The sequence below is a fragment of the Kitasatospora sp. SC0581 genome (genome assembly GCF_048159585.1).
In the GTDB taxonomy this organism is placed as follows: domain Bacteria; phylum Actinomycetota; class Actinomycetes; order Streptomycetales; family Streptomycetaceae; genus Kitasatospora.
In genome coordinates this window covers 151311-171133 of sequence record NZ_JBLRWA010000009.1, presented here as the reverse complement: position 1 = coordinate 171133, position 19823 = coordinate 151311, and the positions used below count along the sequence as shown (strand labels likewise).

The window sequence follows — 19823 nt, the reverse complement described above, 5'->3', positions numbered from 1 at the left end:
CGTCCCTCCTCGGGGGCTGCGGTGGGGAACGCGACGGCCTCTCGAGGGGCTCGGGGGCCGCTCACGGAAGGTCCGGTGACCAGCGGCGGTGGACGGGCGGGGGCGGCTCGCGCAGCAGGTGCAGGCGCGGGGCGACCCGGTCGGCGTTCGGCCCGGGCGGCTTCCGGCTGCCGGCCCGCCAGGGTTCGGGCCAGCGGGCGCCCGGCCCGGTGTGGTTCCGCTCGGCGGCGGCGTGCAGCGTCCAGAGCGGGTCGTACAGGTGGGCGCGGCCGACCGCGACCAGGTCGGCCCGGCCGGCCAGCAGGACGGAGTCCGCGTCGTCGAACCCGGAGATGGCGCCGACCGCGATGGTCGGCAGGCCGGTGGCGGCGCGGACCAGTTCGGCGAACGGCGTCTGGTAGCCGCGCCCGTACGGCGGCCGCTGGTGCGCCACCACCTCGCCGGTGGAGACGTCCAGCGCGTCCGCCCCGGCCCCGGCGAGCGCGCGGCCGATCGCCACGGCCTCCTCCTCGGTGGTGCCGCCGGGCGCCCAGTCGCAAGCCGAGATCCGCACCACCAGCGGCCGCCCGGCCGGCCAGACGGCGCGCACCGCCGTCAGCACCTCCAGTGGCAGCCGCAGCCGGTGGGCGAGCGGACCGCCGTAGCGGTCGGTGCGGCGGTTGGTGAGCGGGGAGAGGAAGGAGGAGAGCAGGTGGCCGTGGCCGAACTGGAGCTCCAGCACGTCGAAGCCGGCCCGGGCGGCCCGCTCGGCGGCGGCCGCGAAGTCCGCGGTGACGGCGGTCAGTTGGATGTCGTTCGCCTCGTGCGGCACCGGGCTGCCGGTGTCCCAGGGGAGGGCCGAGGGGGCGATCAGCGGCCAGCCCTCGGCGAGCGGGCGCCCGACGCCGTCCGGTCCGGGGGCGGCGGTCGCGCCCCGGCGGCCGGCGTGGGTGAGCTGGATGCCGAGCGGGGTGTCGCTCACCGCCCGTACGGCGTCGACGAGTCGGCGCCAGGCGGCCTCCTGGTGGTCGGCCCACAGGCCCGGGCAGCGGTCGGTGGCCCGGCCCTCGGGGCTGACCGCGGTCATCCCGGCGATCACCAGCCCCGCGCCGCCGAGCGCGTGGCCGGTCAGCTGGGCGCGGTCGAAGCCGCTGGGCAGCGCGTCGGGGGAGGTGAAGGTGGCGAGCGGGGGCACCACGACGCGGTTGCGCAGTTCCAGCGCGCCCAGTTTCAGCGGCCGGAACATCGGCGGCACCCCGGGCGAGCCGCCGAAGGCGGTGTCCACGGCGTCCACGAAGGCGGGGTCGCGGGCCCGCAGGTTGCCGTAGGTGACCCGCCGGCTGCGGGTGAGCAGGTTGAAGGCGAACCGGTCGATCCCCTGCCCGGTGCGCCGCCCGATGGTCTCGAACCATTCCAGGCTGGCCTGCGCGGCGCGCTGGGTGGACTCCACCACCGGGCGCCGCTCGGCCTCGTACCCGGCCAACGCCGCGTCCAGGGCGGGCTGTTCGCTCAGTGCGGCGGCCAGGGCGAGGGCGTCCTCCAGGGCGAGCTTGGTGCCGGAGCCGATCGAGAAGTGCGCGGAGTGCGCGGCGTCGCCGAGCAGGACCACGTTGCGGTGGCGCCAGCTCGCGTTCCGGACCGTGGTGAAGCGGATCCAGCGGGAGGCGTTGGGGATCAGCCGGTGGCCGTCCAGGTGCCCGGCGAGCAGCTCGGCGCAGCGCCGCACGCTCGCCAGGTCGCTCTCTCCGCGCGCCGACTCCCGTGCGGCCAGGGCCTCGAAGCCGGCGCGGTGCCAGGCGTCCGCGGCCGCCTCGACGATGAAGGTCGAGCGGGTGGCGCTGTACGGGTAGGCGTGCACCTGGAGGACACCGAAGTCGTACCGCTCGATGATGAAGGTGAAGGCCTCGAAGACCTTGTCGGTGGCGAGCCACATGTAGCGGCAGTGGCGTTCGTCCAGGTCGGGGCGGAAGCTCTCGGGGTGGGCGGCCCGGGTGCCGGAGCGGATGCCGTCGGCGGCCACCACCAGGTCGTACTCGGCGGACAGTCGGTCGACGGGCGGGGCCGGGGTGCGGTAGCGCACGTCCACCGCCAGCTCGGCGCAGCGCTGTCGGAGGACGGCGCGCAGCCGGTTGCGGTCCAGGGCGGCGAAGCCGTGGCCGCCGCTGGTGCGGACCTCGCCCGCGTAGCGGATGTCGATGTCGCTCCAGCGGGCGAACTCGGCGCTGATCGCGGCGAAGACGAGCGGGTCGGCCCGGGCGATGCCGTCCAGGGTCTCGTCGGAGAAGACCACGCCGAAGCCGAACTCGTCGTCCCGGCCGTCCCGTTCGAAGACGGTGATGTCCCGGTCGGGTGCCAGCTGCTTGGCCAGGGCGGCGAAGTAGAGCCCGCCGGGGCCGGCGCCGATCACCGCGATCCGGCGCACCGCCCGCGGAGCCGCGTCCGGTCGGCCCGCGCGGTCCGGTGCCGTGCTCATGCGAGCACCTCGGGCCGCTGCGGCCCCGCCTCGGCCAGCGTGCGGCGGACCTGCGCGGGCCACGGCTGGGAGCCCCCGTCCTGCGGCGCGGCGTGCACCACCGACATCCGCCCGCTCGCGGCCAGCCCGTGCGGGCCGTGCACCTCGAAGGCGTAGTGCAGGGAGGAGCCGCCGACCCGGACGACCCGCAGTTCGGTGCGGACGAGGTCGCCGAACCAGAGCCGTTCGCGGTAGTCGGCCTCGAAGTGCACCCGGGGTATCCGCCCGAACAGCTCGGCGAGCCCGAGCCGGCGCAGCAGGGCCGCCTCCGCCGCCTCGGCCCAGCGCTGCACGGCGGAGAAGTGGTAGTGCCCGGCGGCGTCGGTGTCGGACCACTCCACCCGGCGCTCGACGGTGACGCTGGCCGGGGTCAGCGCGGCCCGTCGGCGCAGCTCGGCGCGGTGCAGCTTGCCGGTCGCGGTGCGCGGCAGCTCGGGCACGAACTCGACCGCCCGCGGGTACTTGTAGGGCGCGATGGCGCGCTTGACGTGCTCCTGGAGCGCGTGGGCCGTCTCGGGCCCGGCCGGTACGCCCGCGCGCAGCACCACGTACGCCTTGACCACCGCGCCGCGCCGCTCGTCCGGTGCGCCGACCACCGCGCAGTCGGCCACGTCGGGGTGGGCGGCGAGCGCCTGTTCCACCTCGGGCCCGGCGATGTTGTAGCCGGAGGAGACGATCATGTCGTCGTTGCGGGCCCGGAACCAGAAGTAGCCGTCGCGGTCCCGGACGTAGGTGTCACCGGTGAGGTTCCAGCCGCCGCGGACGTAGTCCAGCTGGCGCTCGTCGTCCAGGTAGCGGCAGCCGGTCGGGCCCTTGACGGCGAGCATCCCGGGCTCGCCGTCCGGCACCGGGCGGCCCTGCCCGTCCAGGACCGCGGCCCGGAAGCCGGGGACGGGCCGGCCGGTGGAGCCGGGGCGGATGTCCCGGCCGGCGGCCGAGACGAACACGTGCAGCAGCTCGGTGGCGCCGATGCCGTCGATCAGCCGCTGTCCGGTGGCCGTGTGGAAGGCCTGCCAGACGGCGGCGGGCAGCGGCTCGCCCGCCGAGACGCAGTGCCGCACCCCGGCCAGCCGGTCGGCCAGCCCGGCGGCCAGGATCGCCCGGTAGGCGGTCGGCGCGGTGAACAGGACGCTCACCCGGTGCCGGCGGACCTGTTCGGCGAGCTGCTCGGGGGTGGCCTGCTCCAGCAGCAGGCCGGCGGCGCCCGCGCGCAGCGGGAAGACCAGCAGGCCGCCGAGGCCGAAGGTGAAGCCGAGCGGCGGGGTGCCGGTGAAGAGGTCCTCGGGGGTGGGGTGGAGCAGGTGGCGGGAGAAGGTGTCGGCGATGGCGAGCACGTCGCGGTGGAAGTGCAGGGTGGCCTTGGGGCGGCCGGTGGTGCCCGAGGTGAAGGCGATCAGCGCGACGTCGTCGGCGGCGGTCGGGACGGCGGGGAAGCCGGCGGGCTTGGCGGCGCAGCGGGCGGTGAGGTCCTCGGGGCCGGGGCCGCCGTAGGGCAGGACGCGCAGCCCGGGGGTCCGGGCCCGGTCCAGCTCGTCCAGGAAGCGGTGGTCGCACAGGGCGAGGGCGGGCCGGGCGATGCCGGTGAGCTCGGTCAGCTCGGCGGCGCGCAGCAGTGGCATGGTGGTGACGGCCACCCCGCCGGCCTTCAGGATGCCGAGCCAACAGGCGGCCAGCCAGGGGGTGTTGGGACCGCGCAGCAGGACCCGGTTGCCGGGGACGAGGCCGAGGTCCTCGGTCAGCAGGCGGGCGATCCGGTCGGTGTGGCCGCGCAGTTCGCCGTAGGTCCAGCTCCCGGTGGGGGTGAGCAGGCAGCGGCGGTCCGGGCCGAGGCGTTCGATGGTGTCGTCGAGTAGGGCGGCGGCGCAGTTCAGGCGGTCGGGGTAGGCCAACTCCGGGAGTTCAAAGAGGAGTTCGGGCCACTGCTCGAAGGGCGGGAGGTGGTCTCGACAGAACGTGTCCACGTGCGCCGAGGGTGAGAGCTCCATGGGCGGGCACCTCGTTGTGCGAGCGGGGAGTGAGGCCCAGTATGGCGCTTCAGTGACGCCAGTCAAGAGAGCGATACACGCATTCGGGCGACGGCCCTGGTGGCGCTCTCCCCGGCGCCTCCGGTGCTCCCTGGCTCCTGGTCCCCGTTGTCGCCCGGCTCCCCGCCGGGCTCCCCGCTCGGGTCCGCGGTCCGGGACGGCCGGCAGCCGGCGGTCCCGGACCGCCTCGACGGGACCGGACCGTCAGCTGCTCGCGCCGTCCGCGGCGGCATCGGGCGTGCGGCCCTCCTGCGCCTGCCGGGCACGCTCGGCGACCAGCTCGGCGAGGCCGGTGAACGCGGGCCCGGTGAGCTGGTCGCCCGACCCCTCCTCGCGCACGACGAGCAGCACGCTGCCGACCCTGGCCAGTGCCACCGCCGACGAGGAGCCCTGGACGCGGACGGCGCTCTGGTCGCCGATCCGCGGGACGGCCGCCGCCGGGTCGGTGCCGGCCGTCCGGTCGAGCGTGTGGTCGAAGGCGCGGGCGGCGGCCTCGGGGGAGGCGAAGGAGGCCACGCCGAACTCCACGGTCTGCGCCGAGGCCGAACCGAAGGTCACGGTGGCGGAGGCGAGTTGAAGGTCGCAGGAGTCCGGGAGCAGGCACGGCAGCCCGCCGCCCCGGGCGGTCCCCGCCGTCGGCTCCCGCCGCACCTGCCAGCCGCCCGGCAGCGCCCGTGCGTCGGGCAGCACCGCCCGGACCAGCGCCGGGTCGCCCAGCGGCGGTGCGGCGTGCGCCAGTCCGGGCCCGCCCGGCTTCAGCAGCGGACGCGAGCCCAGGTGGATGCCGATCGCGACCAGCGCGGCGATCAGCACCAGGGCGAGCGCCACCACGATGCCGGTGCCGCTCCGCCGGGCGGCGAGCGTCCGGGCGCGGGCGGCCCCCGGGTCGAGCCGCAGCTGGACGGTGGCCGGGTTCGCCGGCGGCGGCGTGGACGGCGGTCCGACCCGCAGTTGCACGGTGCCGGGCTCGCTCCGCAGCTGGACGGTCGGCGGGTCGGCCGGCTTCCCGAGCCCGGTGGTGGCGAGGTACCGCGCGAACGCCGGGTCCGCGGCCAGCAGGTGGTCGACGGCGGCGGTCAGCAGCGCCCGTGCCCGCGCGTCCCCCGGGCTCGCCTCCGCCGCCGTCAGCGCCCGGGCCCCCTCCGGCACCGTCCGCAACCGCGCCCGGACGACCTCCGCCACCGCCCGGTGCGGCCCGTCGCCCAGCAGTGCCGCCACCGCATCCGGTGCCAAGCCCCGGCCGTCCCCCATGGCAACTCCCCTTGCCGCACGAGTGGTTGCCCCCACGATCCCGGACCGGGGCCCGGTTCGTACCCATGCCGAACCGAACGGAGACGCGACTGAGACGCGATCCGGACGTAGCCGGGCGCGGCCCGTCGGCCGACCCGCGCCGTGGACGGGGGTGAGTGGGGGTGTCAGCGCAGGTCGAAGACCAGGCGGGCGGAGACCTTGCCGCTCAGGACCTCGTCGAAGCAGGCGTTCACGTCCTCCAGCCGGCGGGTCTCGCGGATCACCCGGGTGCGGCCGAGGGCGTGCAGGCGGAAGACCTCGGCGAGGTCCTCGCGGGTGCCGACGATCGAGCCGATCACCTTGGTGCCGTTCAGCACCGTCTCGAAGACCGGGAGTTCGAGCCTGCCCTCGGCCGGGAGGGCGACCAGGACGAGGGTGCCGCCGCGGCGCAGGGCGCCGTAGGCCGCCTGGAAGGAGGCGTTGCTGACGGCGAGGGCGATCGAGGCGTGGGCGCCGCCCAGGGCCTGGACCTCGGCCGCGACGTCCTGGGTGCGGGCGTCCAGGACGTGGTCGGCGCCGAGCTCGCGGGCCAGGGCGAGCTTGTCGTCGGTGACGTCGACGGCGATGGTCTCGGCGCCGAAGATCCGGGCATACTGGAGGGCCAGGTGGCCGAGTCCGCCGATGCCGGAGACCAGCACCCGGGTGCCGGGCCGGGCGTCAGAGACCTTGAGCGCCTTGTAGGTGGTGACGCCCGCGCAGGACAGCGGGGCGGCGTCCAGCGGGTCGATGCCGTCCGGGACGGGGACGACGTAGTCGCCGTGCGCGAGCGCGTACTCCGCGTAGGCGCCGTCCACCGAGTAGCCGCTGTTGTGCTGCTGGAGGCAGAGCGTCTCCCAGCCGGAGACGCAGTGGTCGCAGCGCCCGCAGGCGTCCGCGAGCCAGGGGATGGCGACCCGTTCGCCCACCCGGACGTGCCGGACCTGGTCGCCGGCCGCCTCGACGATGCCGACGCCCTCGTGCCCGGGGACGAACGGCGGGCTGGGCTTGACCGGCCAGTCGCCGTGGGCGGCGTGGATGTCGGTGTGGCAGAGGCCGGAGGCCTCGATCCGGACCCGGACCTGGTGCGCGGCGGGCTTCGGTAGGGGGCGGTCCTCGACGGCCAGCGGTGCGGTGAAGTCGTGGACGACGGCGGCCTTCATGCGCTTCTCCCTCGGGCGTACGGACGGGTGCTGCCGGCGGCCGCGCGCGCGGGCGCAGCCGCCACCAGCTTCACCCGATGGGGTGATCTTCGCCGTCCGGACTAGGCCAGAAGAGTGGGCATGGGTCCAGGTATCCCCGCAGGTCAGCGCACCGGCATCGACATGTAGACGGCGCGCCGCCCGTAGGACGCGGGGACCGCCACCTCCCGGTGCGCGCGGTAGCCGAGCAGCCGCAGCAGGATGTCCGCCCCGCGCACCGCGACCATCGAGATCCGCTCGAAGCCCAGCTCCTCCGCCCGCTCCCGGAAGTGCCGGATGAACCCCAGCGCGACCTCCCGGCCGCGCAGGTCCTCGGCGATCACCAGGTCGTGCACGTGCAGGTTGCCCGACTCGTGCACCGCGTCCTCCGCCCGGGCGAGGTCCGGGCAGCGCAGCGGCGGGTACGGCAGGCTCAGCAGGTAGCCGCGGACCGTGCCGCCCTGCTCCAGCACGAAGCAGGTCTCCGGCGAGCCGAGGGCGCGGGACTGCAGCGCCTCCCGGCCCTCCGACAGGCCGTCGGCCGCGTAGGCGTCGTACTCCAGCGCGACCACGGCGTCCCAGTCGCCGTCGGCCAGGAGCCGGATCCGGAGGTCCTCGCCCACTAGGCCGGAACCTCCGAGGCGCCGAGCCCCTCCGCGCGGGAGGCGGCCACCAGTGCCGCCCAGGCCTCCACCAGCACCGCCCAGCGCTCGGCGTCCGCCCGCGCCTCGTCCAGCAGCTGCTGCCGCCGCTCGGCCACCACGTCCGCGAGCTCGGCGTACTTGCCGCCCAGCTTGCGGTAGGAGCGGTCCAGGACGTCCAGGCAGTGCTCGTTCCCGGCCCGGTCCCAGTCGACGCTGCCGCGCACCAGGTCGAGGAGCGGCTCGACCTTCAGCCCGTGCCGCTCGTCCAGCAGCCCGCGGCCGAGGTCGATCATGCCGCCGTAGACCGGGTACAGGTACAGCATCGAGAGCAGGAACTTGACGAACCGCAGCTGGTAGTTGACGAAGCCGGAGCCGGTGCGGCGCTCGGGCGTGTAGTAGTTGACGATGTGGCGGTTGTGGACGACGCCGGGCAGCCGGGAGTGGACCATGGCGTGCAGCAGGGCGTAGTCGCTGCCGATCGTCTCGATCGAGGGCAGCAGCGGCAGCACCTCGTAGGCCCGGTGGTCCAGGGCGATGTTGCACATGTAGACGTCCCAGATGTCGGGCACGCCGAGGACGGACTCGTCGGTGGTGAACGGCTCGGAGCCGGCGCCCTTGAAGGAGACGTCCACCATCGCGTCCTGCTCCTCCTGCGACCACACCGGCGGGGTCCACAGGCGCACCACCTCGCGGTAGACGGCCGGGTCCAGCTCGTGGATCTCGCTGATGTCCACGTTGAGTTCGCCGATGAAGGAGCCGCTGACCAGCATCACCGGCTTGTCGGCGTCGGCCGGGTCGAGCTCGGAGCGGGACACGACGGCCGCCGCCTCGCCGGCCGGCCGGCCGATCGAGAGCAGCTCGTGGTGGATCGGGAAGACCTTCCGGCCGTCGACGACCTGGAAGTCGGCGTCGTCGTTGCGCAGGTGCGCCGAGGTGCAGCCCAGGGCGGCCGCGCCGAGGAAGAGCCGGTTGACGCAGGAGCCGTACGCGACGGCCGGCGGCAGCATCATGTCGAGCAGCAGTTCGGGGTCGGCGGCGCCGGAGCGCTCGGCCACCCGGCGCAGGAACTCCCGCTGCCGCGCCTCGCCGAGGTGGTGGACGACCACGCCGGGGGTGGGCTCCAGCGCGGCCACGGCGCCCGCGTTCTCCGCGAAGGCGACGGCGTCGGTGGTGTCGAGGACGAGCAGGTGCACCTCGACCCCGAAGGTCGCGACGGCGTAGGCCGCCTCCTCGGCGAGTTCCGCGATGGTGTCGGGGCAGGACCGCATGGTGGGCAGGGCGAGGCAGACTCTTTGCATGGTGCGGGTTTCTCCATCGGATCGTCAGATTCGGTGCAGTGATTGCCAGTTGAGCGCACAGGGGGATCCCGGACGGCGGCTCGGGCCGGTCTGCCGGACCACCGTGGACTAGACCACTTGTGAAGTCAACGATTGACAGCGGCGCCCCGACGGGGTGGAATGCGCCCCCTTCCGTGCGACCGGCCGTCCCCGCACGGGCGCCCGAATCGCACGTGAGGACGAAGAGCCCTCGCTGAGTCGAACGGCCGGACGGGTACGGGGGGTTCATTGCCGGGGTTTTGCGCCGTCGGGGTCAATCCGTGAGCCCTGCCTGCCGATACCGGAGGTGATGCCCTCACGCCGTTCGGAGGAGCCCACGATGCCCGAACTGTGGCTGCCCGGTGCCGAGATCCACGACCTCGGCGACCACGCGCCGACCGATCAGCAGTACCCGCCGAAGGCCATCGCCCACATCACCTGGGACCGCAACGCGACCGCCGCCGCGCCGCAGGACTGGTGCTCCTACGAGGACCTGGTCGGCTACTTCACCGGCAGCGGCGCCGGCGACGCGCCGCACCTGGTCTGGGACCCGTTCAGCGGCCGCACGGCGCAGCTGTTCCCGGCCGACTCCCGCTCGAAGAGCCTGCTCAGCCCCAGCCAGAGCCCCACCCGCACCAACCGGGCCGGGCGGGTGGTGATCCAGATCGAGGCGGTGTTCTTCCCCTACTGCCGCTACCAGGGCGCCGTCTACCCGCGCCTGGTCGACACCCCGTGCGCGGGCTGGGACCGGATCCACGCCTGGATCTCCTCCTGGGGCGTGCCCGACATCTGGCCGATGGGCCGGCCGACCGACTTCTCCGGCCACCGCGACGAGCGGACCTGGGAGGCCCTCGGCGGCTGGTACGCGCACGCCCACGTGCCGTACAACGACCACACCGACCCCGGCTCCTGGCCCGACCTCACGGCCGGGCCCGGCTCCCCGGGCATCCCGCCCCAGCAGCAGCCGGTGCCCCCGGTCACGACCGCCCGCTACCAGGTCAGCATCAACGGCCTGCCGTACGGCTACGGCGCCCAGGGCTACCAGGTGACGGTGGTCGGGCGGGCGCTGGTCGCGCACGGCTTCGGCGACCACTACCGCTCCGGCCCCGGCCCGAACTGGACGGACGCGGACACCGAGAACTACGCGGACTACCAGGGGAGTCTGGGCTACGCCGGGCAGGCGGCGGACGGCGTCCCGGGGGAGAGCTCGCTGCGCCGGCTGCTCGGCTACCTGCCCGGGCAGCGGACGGTCTCGGTGTCCCACGTGGTCGCGGCCGCCGGGACCGACCCGGGGGCAGCCCAGGGGCACCTGACGTACGGGTCCGAGGTGGCCATCGTGGAGCAGGCGCTCGCGGACGAGGGGCTGCTCGACCAGCGGTGGGTGGACGGCTCGTTCGGCACCCGGACGGTCTCCGCGTACGCGGCCTGGCAGCGGCGCTGCGGGTACCAGGCGGGGGCGGCGGACGGGATCCCCGGCCAGGCCTCGCTGCAGCAGCTGGGCGCGGCGCAGGGGTTCGCGGTGACCGACTGAGGCCGGCTCCGGGGGAACCGCGGTCGGGGCTGTTTCCCGCTGTCTCCGGCTGCTCCCCGCTGTTCCGTGCTGCTCCTCGGGGAGGAGCGCTCCGGCTGTCGCCCGGTGCGTGTACTCGCCGGGGAGTAGGCGAGGTTACTTCCACCGTCAGATGCCCGATGAGGATCTGACGGGAGAGCCTGGGGCCGTCCTCGTGGCCCCGACTCGAAGGAGGTACCCCGTGCGCTCGCCCACCGGCGCCGTCACGGCGTCCGAACCGGCGTCCGGTGTCTGGCGGCGGTCCGCGGGCCGCCGCCTGACACCGGCGGCGCGCAAACGCCTGGTCGTCCTGCACATCACCGCCTCGGTGAGCTGGCTGGCGCTGATGCTCTGCCTGCTCACCCTGGCGGTGACGGCGCTGACGGCCGTGGGTGGCGGCGACGCCGACCGGCTGCGCACCGCCTACCGGGCGATGGGCCTGCTCGGCGACGTGCTGATCCTGCCGCTGAGCCTGCTCACCTTCCTGAGCGGGGTGGCGCTCGGGCTCGGCACCTCCTGGGGGCTGTTCCGGTACTACTGGGTGAGTACCAAGTTCTGGCTGACGCTGGGGGCGATGGCGGCCTCCGTCTTCGCGCTCAGCGACCGGCTGCACGACGCGGTGCGGGTGGTGGACGCGCACCCGACCGGCCCGATCACGGCGGCGGACCTCGGCTTCGTCCGGTACAACACGGTGATCGTCCCGGCGGTGGCGCTGTCGCTCTACCTGTTCACCGTGGTCCTGTCGGTGTACAAGCCCTGGGGCCGCCGGAAGACCAAGGCCGGTGCCGGGGCCGTGGACGCGGACGCCCGCCGGGGCCGAATACCCGGGGCGGGCGCCTGACCGGCCGGCCGACGGCCGCCGGCCCCGGCCCGGGGCCGCCCGGGGAATGCCCGCGCGGAGGGAGGGCGTTGTGCACCGACGTGACCAGCGCCGCGCCCACGACCAGGATCTCCGTGCTCGACCGCTCCCGGACCAGACAGGGTGAGGAGACGGCCCGGGCACTGCGGGACACGGTGGCCTTCGCCCGCGAGGCGGAGCGGCTCGGCTACCACCGGTTCTGGGTCTCCGAGCACCACGGCGTGCCGGGGGTGGCCGGGTCGGCGCCCACCGTGCTCGCCGCGGCGGTGGCGGCGGCCACCTCCCGGATCCGGGTCGGCACCGGCGGGGTGATGCTGCCCAACCATCAGCCGCTGGTGGTGGCCGAGCAGTTCGGGGTGCTGGCCGCGCTGTTCCCAGGGCGGATCGACATGGGGCTCGGGCGCTCGGTGGGCTTCACCGACGGTGTCCGGCGGGCGCTCGGGCGCGAGAAGGGCGCAGCGGACGAGTTCGGTGCCCAGCTGGCCGAACTGCTCGGCTACTTCGACGGCTCGCAGCAGGCGCACCGCGGAGTCCACGCCCGGCCGGCCGAGGGCCTGCACGTCCCGGCCTTCGTCCTGGCTACCGGTGCGGGCGCCGACCTGGCCGCCGACGCCGGGCTGCCGCTGGTGATCGCCGCCCCGCACGGGGAGGACCGGATGCTCGCGGCGATCGACCGCTACCGCGACCGGTTCCGCCCCTCGGCGCACGCCGCCGAGCCGTACGTGGTGGTCTCGGGCACGGTGGCGGTCGCCGAGACGGCCGAGCGGGCGCGCGAGCTGCTCGTCCCGGAGGCCTGGTCCGGCGCGTACTCCCGTACCCACGGCGAGTTCCCGCCCCTGGCCCCGGCGGCGGAGATCCTCGCCCGGGAGATGACCGTCCGGGAGCGGGCCGCGTACGAGCAGTCGCTCAAGGGGCACATCGCGGGCACCCCGGAGCAGGCCGCCGCCGCGCTGCTGGCGCTGGTGGAGCGCAGCGGGGCGGACGAGTTCCTGGTCACCACCAGTACCTACGACCGCGCCGCGCTGCTGGACTCCTACCGGCTCCTCGCCGAGGCCGTCGGCCGGGCCTGAGCGGGCCGGGCCTGAACGGGCCCGGAGGAGGCGGAGCCGTCACCGGGCCGGGCCGCGTCGGCTGTCCGGCGCTCGCTGCTTCCCCCCCGCTGCCCGGCGCTACCGCTCAGCCCGCGTCGACCTCGGTCGTCCCGAGCCGCGCGTACACCTCCGGCCGTCTGGCCCGCAGCCGCAGGGCGATCCCGACGCCGGTCAGGAACACCACCGGCACGATCGCGACCAGCGGCCAGTTGACCTCCGGGCCGGCGCCGGTGAACAGGTCGAGCCGCCACACCACCAGCGCGGTGGCCCCGCACAGCAGCACGGTGGCGGCCAGCGGCGCCACGACCGTACGGAACGCCCCGGCGCTCGCGGCGGCCGCCCGGTTGCGGCGGAAGAAGGCGAACACGGCCAGACCGGCCAGCGCCTGGAGCACCAGGATGCCGACCACCCCGGGGGAGTTCGCCCAGAGGAAGAACTGGTTGTACGGGTCCGCCCCGATCAGCGCGGCCACCCCGACGGCCACCGCCGCCACCACCGACTGCACGATGCCGCCGATCCACGGCGAACCGTGCCGCGGGTGGACCCGGCCCAGCACGGCCGGGGCGGCCTGCTCGGTGGCCAGCGCGTAGCCGTACCGGGTGATGGTGTTGTGGAAGGCGAGCAGCGCCGCGAGCAGGCTGGTGACGATCAGCACCCGCTGCACGTCCGTCGCCCAGCCGCCGACGTAGTCGGTCATCGCGGTGAAGAACATCCCGGCCGGGTCGGCGGTGGCGGTCGCGACGGCCCCGGTGTCGCCGAAGGCCTGCACGATCATCCAGGTGACGAAGGTGTAGAAGAGGCCGAGGAAGACGATCGCGGCGTAGGTCGCGCGCGGCACGGTCCGCTGCGGCTGCCGGGCCTCCTCACGGTAGATCGCGGTCGCCTCGAAGCCGATGAAGGCGGCGAAGGAGAGGCCGAGCACCCCGCCCATCCCGCCGGAGAACACGTGCTCCGGGGCGAACGAGGACAGGCTCAGCCCGTGCGCCCCGCCCTTGACCAGCACCGCCACCGCGAGCACCAGCAGGATGCCGGTCTCGGCGATCAGCAGCGCCCCGAGCACCTTGGCCCCGAGGTCTATCGAGCGGAAGCCGAGGAACCAGACCACCGCGACCCCGAGCAGCGCCCAGACCGGCCAGGGCAGGTCCAGCCCGAGCAGGTCCTCGGCCGTGGTGTGGGCGAAGAACCCGAAGGCGCCGAACATGCCGATCTGGATCGCGTTGTACGAGAGCACCGCGAGCAGTGCCGCGCCCAGCCCGGCCGCCCGGCCGAGGCCGCGGGTGACGTAGGCGTAGAAGGCGCCGGCGTTGCGGATGTGCGCGGTCATGGTGGTGAAGCCGACCGCGAAGAGCGCCAGCACCACGCCGGTGGCCAGGTAGGCGACCGGCGCGCCGATGCCGCCGAAGGAGATGGCGAACGGCGCCACGCCGGCCATCACGGTCAGCGGCGCGGCGGCGGCCACGACGAAGAAGACGATGTCGCCGGTGCCGAGCACCCCGCGCTCCAGCCCGCCGGGGGTGCCGGGGGTGCCGGCGGAGGTGGGAGCGGAAGGGGCGCCGGGGTCGGGGGGACGGAGTGCGGCGGGGGAGGCCGCGTCGGAGGGCAGGGTCATGGGGGAGCTCTCCTGGGGTCGTGGGTACGAGGGTAGGGCGGTCGGCGGCGCGGACGCGTCGGCCGCCGACCGGGGAACGAGACACGGACGCCGTGGGGGACGGCCGGAACCGGTCGGGACATCCGTCCGGGCGGGGCGGCCGGGCGGCCAGGACGTCTCAGCGCGTCGAGCCACAGCCGGACAAGCCGGATAAGCCGGATAAGCCAAACAAGCCGGACCGGCCGCAGCCGGACAGCCGGCCGGGGCGCGCCTCAGCGCGTCGAGCGGTCGCGGCCGGGCGGCCCACCGTGGGTGCGCCGTCCGCCGAGCCAGGTGCCGGCCACCTCGATCGAGGCCAGCTCACCGGCCGGCACCGCGTACGGATCGGTGGCCAGGTGCACCAGGTCGGCCCGCAGGCCCGGCCGCAGCACGCCCCACTCGGCCTCCTCGAAGGCCTGGTGCGCCACGCCCGCCGAGTACGCCGCCAGCGCCTCGGTGAGCCCGATCCGCTCCTCGGGCAGCCAGCCGCCGTCCGGCAGCCCGTCCGGCGTCTGCCGGGTGACGGCGGTGGCCAGCCCGGCGAGCGGCTCGTAGCGGGTGACCGGCCAGTCGCTGCCGAAGGAGACCCGGGTGCCGCCGCGCAGCAGGGCGGCGATCTGGTACTGCCGGGAGCCGCGGTCCGGGCCGAGTCGGGGCAGGGTGAGCTCGGTCATCAGCGGGTCGGTCTGCGCCCACAGCGGTTCGAAGTTGGCGATCACCCCGAGTTCGGCGAACCGCGGCAGGTCGTCCGGGTGGACCAGCTGGACGTGCGCGATCACCGGCCGGCGGGCGCGCTGCCCGTTGCGGCGGGCGGCGGCCTCGACGGCGTCCAGCGCGATCCGTACGCCGTGGTCGCCGATCGCGTGGATGTGCGGCTGGAAGCCCAGCGCGTCCACGGCGGTGACGGCCTCCGCCAGCTCGGCGCCGGTCCAGTTGGCGACGCCGTGGGAGTGCGGGCAGTCGCTGTACGGCTCCAGCAGCGCGGCCGTGCCGGACTCGATGACGCCGTCGGCGAAGAACTTGACCGCCCGCGCGCTGAGCCGCCCGCGCCCGGCGGCCTCGACCCGGTCGCGGTCGGCGGCCAGACGGGGGAGCCGCTCGCGCCAGCCGTCCGGTTCGAGCAGCAGGGCGAGTCCGGCCCGGACGGGCAGGTCCTGCTCGGCGACGGCCGCCAGCCAGGTGTCCACCTGCGCGGGTTCGACCCAGGCGTCCTGGAGCCAGGTGAGTCCGGCGGCGGCGAGCGCGGCGGTGGTCTCCCGCAGCGCGGCGACCTGTTCGGCCAGTGGCCGCGGCGGGACGAGCGCGAGGACGGGGTTGAGCGCGCCGAACTCGCGCAGGGTGCCGAGCGGGCTGCCGTCCGGTCGTCGGACGATCTCGCCGCCGACCGGCTGGGGCGTGTCCGGCCCGTACCCGGCCCGGCGCAGCGCCTCGCTGTTGGCCCAGCCGGTGTGGTGGTCCATGGTGCGCAGCAGTACCGGCCGGTCGGGTACGGCGGCGTCGAGCAGCCGGGCGTCGAACAGCCCGCCCTCGGCCAGTGACGGATCCACGGCGTCGCCGGTGATCCACTCGGCCTCGGGGTGGCGCCGCGCCCAGTCGCGGACGGCCGCCACGACCTGCTCCACGCTGGTGCAGTCGCGGACGGGCACGCCGCGCAGGCCGATGGCGCCGAGCAGCGGGTGGACGTGGCCGTCGCCGAAGGAGGGCAGCAGGGCGCCGCCGTCGAGGTCGACGGTCTCGGTGCCTTCGTCGCGCAGGGCGAGGGCGGCGTCGCCGAGGGCGGCGATCCGCCCCGCGCTGACGGCGAGGGCGTGGGTGCGGGGGAGGGCGGGGTCTCCGGTGTGGATCCGGCCGCCGGTGAAGATCGTTTCGGCACGCATACGGGGGTGTGCGTCCTCTCCGGGGCAGGGCGGGCCGACGGGTGCGCGGCCTGCCTAACCGAATGGGGTTCGGTTACCGTAGGCGCGGCACCGGCGGGTGCGGAAGGGTTTTACTGAAAGCCGTTCAATAACGCTTGGATAACGACGATCTTGGTCTGTCGGGGGCCGACGGGCCGCCCGGCGGCCCCGAAGGTGAGGAACCGGGCATGCCCAGGCCGCGCACACCCCTGCTGGACCGGCAGCGCATCGTGGACACCGCGCTCCGGCTGGTCGACGAGGCGGGGGACCTCACCATCCCCGCGCTGGCCGGTGCGCTCAAGGTCAGCCCCTCCGCGCTCTACCACCACGTGGCCGGCCGGGCCGAGATCGTCGCCCTGATGCGTGCCGAGCTGGTGCGCACGATCGGCGAGCAGTCGATGTGGGACCAGCCCTGGGACGCCGCGCTGCGCACCTGGGCGCACGCCTACCGGGACGCCTTCGCCGAACACCCCGGCATCGTCCGGCTGCTCGCCACCGCGCCGCTTGCCGAATCGTTCATGCACGAGCTGTATGAGCGGGCCGTCGCCACCCTGGAGGACGCGGGCTTCGCCGCGCAGGACGTGATGGGCCTGATCACCGCCCTGGAGAGCTTCATCCTGGGCTCGGCGCTGGACCTGGTCGCCCCGGACGTCATGGTCGACGCCGTCGACCGCGCCGCCACCCCGCGGCTGGCCGACGCCCTGGACGCCGTCCCCGTCGGGCGCGAGCGCGCGGACCGGGCCTTCGAGCTCGGGCTCACCGCCCTGATCGGGGGCTACCGGGCGCTGCTGGGTTGACCGGCACCGGCCGGCCCGGCAGTGCCCGGCGGCTCCCCGGCCGCGATTTCTGACCAGGCGTGATGGCCTGCTAGTGTTCTTCCCGTCGAGAGGAAGTGATCTTCCGGGAAACGAATCTCGAACAGGCGTCAGCGGTGCTACCAGAGCACGCCCTACTTTCAGTAGGGAGAGTCCGTGCGATCCGGGCCTGGCGCTCCCATCGAAGGGGCTCGTTCCGTCCAACGGAACGGGCCCCTTCGGCGTGTTTGCGCTCCATGGGCTCGTCCTCTTATCGCACTTTCGATGACGAAACCCTCCGGCACGGCCCGGTATCGGCCAAGGTCCCGTGCCAGGCGGCCGGTGAACGGCGCTCCAACCGCCCTGGCCCACCAGTGGCGTCACCTCCCCTCCCGGTCTGATGCGTCGTCAATTCTTGGCCGGAACTGGCCGTTGCCGGTGTGAATATGCCATCGGAATGTTCGTCCGATGGAATCCGGCAGTAGCCTTCCGTGTCGAACTAGCCACTGCTGGTGGTGAACCGGTCGGCGCCGCGCTGCGTCCGGCCGCCCAGACCCCGCGAAGGAGCCGGTGTGCCCGGTATCGACGAATGCCTCTCCGGAGCGATGGCGATCCCCGGGGCCCGCGCCGCGAGCCTGGTCGACTGGAGCAGCGGGCTCGCCCTCGGCAGCCTCGGGGACAGCCCGACCGGAGAGCACGAAACCTCCGCCGCCGAGGCAACCGACCTGGTGCGGGCGGCCGTTGAGAGCCAGACCTTCACCGTGGCGGAGGACCGGCGGGCCCCGCTGGAGGACATCATCGTCACCGCCGGCCGCAGCTACCACCTGATCCGCTTCATCGACACCGTCTTCGACAACAGGCTCGTGCTGCACCTCTGGCTGGACCGCGCGGAGGGCAACCTCGCCGCCGCCCGCTTCCGCCTCCAGGCGCTCACCGACGAACTGGTGCTGGGGTGAGCGCGTGACCGCCGCGACCGGCACCGCGCCGCCGCCCTGGGCGGGGGCCGCCACCCCGAGGACCCCGGGCGAGGCGCTCGCCCTGCTCGCCGACCGTCGCGCCACCGGCGCCCTGCACGGACCGCTCGGCAGCCTCCACCTGGTCGACGGGCGGGTGGCCGCCGCCCAGTCCTCCCGGGCCCCCGGCCTGGCCGACCTGCTCATCGGCTGCGGCCGGATCACCCCCGAGGGCTGGGCGGAGCTGCTCCGGATCCACGGACCGCGGCAGAAGGTCGGTGAGGTGCTCGTCGAACGGCGGCTGCTCACCCGGGGAGAGCTCGAACTCGGCCACCTGGGAACGCTGTTCGACGCCTCGTTCTTCGTCCTCGCCGACCCGGGCGGCGGAGTCTGGCGGTTCGAGGCCGAGGCCCGGCACTGGCTCGGACCGGTCGCGGACGTCGATCCGGCCCGGATCCGTCGCGAGGTCGCACGCCGTCGGCAACTGCTCGACGGGATCTGGCCGTGGGGGCAGCTCGACACCGCGCCCGTCCGCCCGGTCGAGCACGTCCGCCGAGCCTCCCACCGCCCGTCCGGCCGTCGGCGCCGCGAGCTGCTGGACCACGCCGACGGCCGCAGGACCCCGGCCGACCTGGCCCGGCTGCTCGGCCGCTCCGGTTTCGGCGTGACGGCCGACGTCCGACGGCTCGCCGCCGCCGGGCTGCTGGACGCGCCGCGTCCGGCTGACGTGCCGCTTGGCGCCCCGAGCCCGCCCGACGTGCCGACGGCGATCCAGGTGCCCGAGGTGTCGCCAACGGCCGTACCGGCAGCCGAAGTTCCCCCACCGGTCACGAGCGGACCGGCCGGAGGGCTGCACCGCAGGGTCCCCGGCGCCAGCCTCCGGGGTGCCGGACTCCCCGGAGCCCCGGTCACGGCCGACCCCGCCGCAGCCCGTACCGGCACCCCCACCGGCGGCACCCCCGCCGGGACCGACGCCGGGGCCGACGCCCCCACGCGATCAGAACGCCCGCCCACCACGGCAGCGGCCCACCCGCTGACCGTCCCCGACCCGGACATCGCGCTGCTGACCCGGGTCCGAGACCTTCTGGAGGCCCGACTTTGACCCATTCCCCGCCCGCGACCCCGTCGTTCCGGCCATGAGGCGGGCACTCAAGCAGCGTGTCGGAAGGAGACAACTGATCGCCTTGGAGACCGAGTTGCTCGCCGAACTGCGCGCCGTCAAACACCGCGTGCCGCACCTCGCGGGTGGTCTGGTCGCCAGCGTGGACGGCCTGTTGATCGCGCACGACACCCACGGCACCGAGCCCTCGGGTCTGGCCGCGATGACGGCGGCCTCGCTCTCGCTGGCCCAGCGGCTCGCCGACACCACCGGCCAGGGCGAGTTCCGCGAGTCGCTGGTGCGCGGCGAGAACGGCTACGTCGCCACCTACGCGGCCGGCGGCAGCTGCGTGCTGACGCTGCTGGCGCACCCCGACGTCAACGTCGGCCGGCTGCACCTGGAGGCCCGCCGCAGCGCGCAGCGCATCGCGGAACTGCTCAACGACGCGCTCGTGCCCAAGGACCCGCGCGACGCGGGCTGACCGCGCCACCAGACCACCGCACCGCCTGAAACCGCACCGCCTGAAACCGAACCACCCACCAAAGAACGGGAGTTACCCAGATGACCGACGCAGCCGGCGCGCTCAAGCAGGCCATGACCAGCATCGAGGGCGCCATCGGCGCGGCCCTGGTGGACTACAACAGCGGCATGGCGCTGGCCACCCTCGACGGCCCCGGCGGCCTGGACCTCAACGTCGCCGCCGCCGGCAACACCGACGTGGTCCGCGCCAAGATGCGCACCATGGACATGCTCGGCCTCCAGGACGGGATCGAGGACATACTGATCACCCTGACCAGCCAGTACCACCTGATCCGCCCGCTCACCGGCCGTACCGGCAAGGGCCTGTTCCTCTACCTCGCGCTGGACAAGGCGCGCGCCAACCTCGCGATGGCCCGCCACCAGCTGGGCCGGATCGAGGCCGAGCTGGAGGTCTGACGCGGCGCCCCGAAGCGCCGCGCCGGCCCACCGCGCCCGACGTGCGAGGAAGCGGACGAGGCCCCGGCGGTGGCTCACGCCCCGCCGGGCTCCGTCCA

At 74.8% G+C, this 19823-nt stretch carries 15 protein-coding genes and 2 pseudogenes; 8 read left to right on the top strand and 9 right to left on the bottom strand.

The genetic code is table 11. The features are described from left to right. Positions 1-61 precede the first annotated feature (61 nt). The 7 genes and pseudogenes from ACLWS4_RS17285 to ACLWS4_RS17255 form a co-directional block, all read right to left on the bottom strand. Positions 62-2452 carry an FAD-dependent monooxygenase gene (locus ACLWS4_RS17285; protein ID WP_416874513.1) on the bottom strand — a complete coding sequence of 797 codons (2391 nt, stop codon included), beginning with the start codon at positions 2450-2452 and terminating at the stop codon, positions 62-64. Further along, a pseudogene (locus ACLWS4_RS17280) lies at positions 2449-2793 on the bottom strand (acyl-CoA thioesterase); the annotation flags it as partial. The pseudogene ACLWS4_RS17280 and the gene ACLWS4_RS17285, both read right to left, overlap by 4 nt. A gap of 75 nt (positions 2794-2868) precedes the next feature. Beyond that, a pseudogene (locus ACLWS4_RS17275) lies at positions 2869-4476 on the bottom strand (AMP-binding protein); the annotation flags it as partial. A 243-nt stretch (positions 4477-4719) separates the two neighbouring features. Further along, positions 4720-5748: a hypothetical protein gene (locus ACLWS4_RS17270; protein WP_416874512.1), complete on the bottom strand. Its 1029-nt coding sequence runs from the start codon at positions 5746-5748 to the stop codon at positions 4720-4722. A gap of 182 nt (positions 5749-5930) precedes the next feature. Further along, positions 5931-6944, bottom strand: coding sequence for an alcohol dehydrogenase AdhP (adhP, locus tag ACLWS4_RS17265; protein ID WP_074004513.1), 1014 nt, complete (start codon positions 6942-6944; stop codon positions 5931-5933). Positions 6945-7087: 143 nt separating this feature from the next. Beyond that, complete coding sequence (locus tag ACLWS4_RS17260; protein ID WP_049652045.1) at positions 7088-7585, bottom strand: GNAT family N-acetyltransferase; 498 nt, start codon at positions 7583-7585, stop codon at positions 7088-7090. Then, positions 7585-8904: a DUF6271 family protein gene (locus tag ACLWS4_RS17255; protein ID WP_387975693.1), complete on the bottom strand. Its 1320-nt coding sequence runs from the start codon at positions 8902-8904 to the stop codon at positions 7585-7587. Before ACLWS4_RS17255 ends, ACLWS4_RS17260 begins: the two co-directional genes overlap by 1 nt. 358 nt (positions 8905-9262) lie before the next feature. Here ACLWS4_RS17255 and ACLWS4_RS17250 point away from each other — a divergent pair, with 358 nt between their 5' ends. From ACLWS4_RS17250 to ACLWS4_RS17240, 3 genes are all read left to right on the top strand, one after another. Further along, the gene (locus ACLWS4_RS17250; RefSeq protein WP_049652047.1) at positions 9263-10453 is read left to right on the top strand and encodes a peptidoglycan-binding protein; all 1191 of its coding nucleotides are present in this window, start codon (positions 9263-9265) and stop codon (positions 10451-10453) included. Positions 10454-10673: 220 nt separating this feature from the next. Further along, the gene (locus ACLWS4_RS17245; RefSeq protein WP_416874511.1) at positions 10674-11312 is read left to right on the top strand and encodes a DUF2269 domain-containing protein; all 639 of its coding nucleotides are present in this window, start codon (positions 10674-10676) and stop codon (positions 11310-11312) included. 80 nt (positions 11313-11392) lie between these two features. Then, positions 11393-12400: an MsnO8 family LLM class oxidoreductase gene (locus ACLWS4_RS17240; protein ID WP_416874554.1), complete on the top strand. Its 1008-nt coding sequence runs from the start codon at positions 11393-11395 to the stop codon at positions 12398-12400. A 106-nt stretch (positions 12401-12506) separates the two neighbouring features. Here the strand turns inward: ACLWS4_RS17240 and ACLWS4_RS17235 are convergent, their stop codons facing one another. After that, positions 12507-14030 carry an APC family permease gene (locus ACLWS4_RS17235; RefSeq protein WP_416874510.1) on the bottom strand — a complete coding sequence of 508 codons (1524 nt, stop codon included), beginning with the start codon at positions 14028-14030 and terminating at the stop codon, positions 12507-12509. Positions 14031-14281: 251 nt separating this feature from the next. After that, the gene (locus tag ACLWS4_RS17230) at positions 14282-15925 is read right to left on the bottom strand and encodes an amidohydrolase (RefSeq protein WP_416874509.1); all 1644 of its coding nucleotides are present in this window, start codon (positions 15923-15925) and stop codon (positions 14282-14284) included. Between the two features lie 206 nt (positions 15926-16131). On the opposite strand from ACLWS4_RS17230, the gene ACLWS4_RS17225 reads away from it, so the two are divergent. The 5 genes from ACLWS4_RS17225 to ACLWS4_RS17205 all read left to right on the top strand — a co-directional run bounded on the left by ACLWS4_RS17225 (position 16132) and on the right by ACLWS4_RS17205 (position 19725). After that, a complete protein-coding gene (locus ACLWS4_RS17225) occupies positions 16132-16740 on the top strand; it encodes a TetR/AcrR family transcriptional regulator C-terminal domain-containing protein (RefSeq protein ID WP_049652049.1) in 609 nt (202 codons plus the stop codon). 569 nt (positions 16741-17309) lie between these two features. After that, positions 17310-17693, top strand: a complete 384-nt coding sequence (locus tag ACLWS4_RS17220) for a hypothetical protein (protein WP_049652050.1) — start codon at positions 17310-17312, stop codon at positions 17691-17693. A gap of 4 nt (positions 17694-17697) precedes the next feature. Then, on the top strand, positions 17698-18792 hold the full coding sequence (locus tag ACLWS4_RS17215) for a hypothetical protein (protein WP_416874508.1): 1095 nt from the start codon (positions 17698-17700) through the stop codon (positions 18790-18792). Positions 18793-18874: 82 nt separating this feature from the next. Continuing rightward, positions 18875-19270 carry a roadblock/LC7 domain-containing protein gene (locus ACLWS4_RS17210; protein ID WP_310593218.1) on the top strand — a complete coding sequence of 132 codons (396 nt, stop codon included), beginning with the start codon at positions 18875-18877 and terminating at the stop codon, positions 19268-19270. A gap of 80 nt (positions 19271-19350) precedes the next feature. Then, complete coding sequence (locus ACLWS4_RS17205; protein WP_049652052.1) at positions 19351-19725, top strand: hypothetical protein; 375 nt, start codon at positions 19351-19353, stop codon at positions 19723-19725. The last annotated feature ends 98 nt before the right edge of the window (positions 19726-19823 follow it).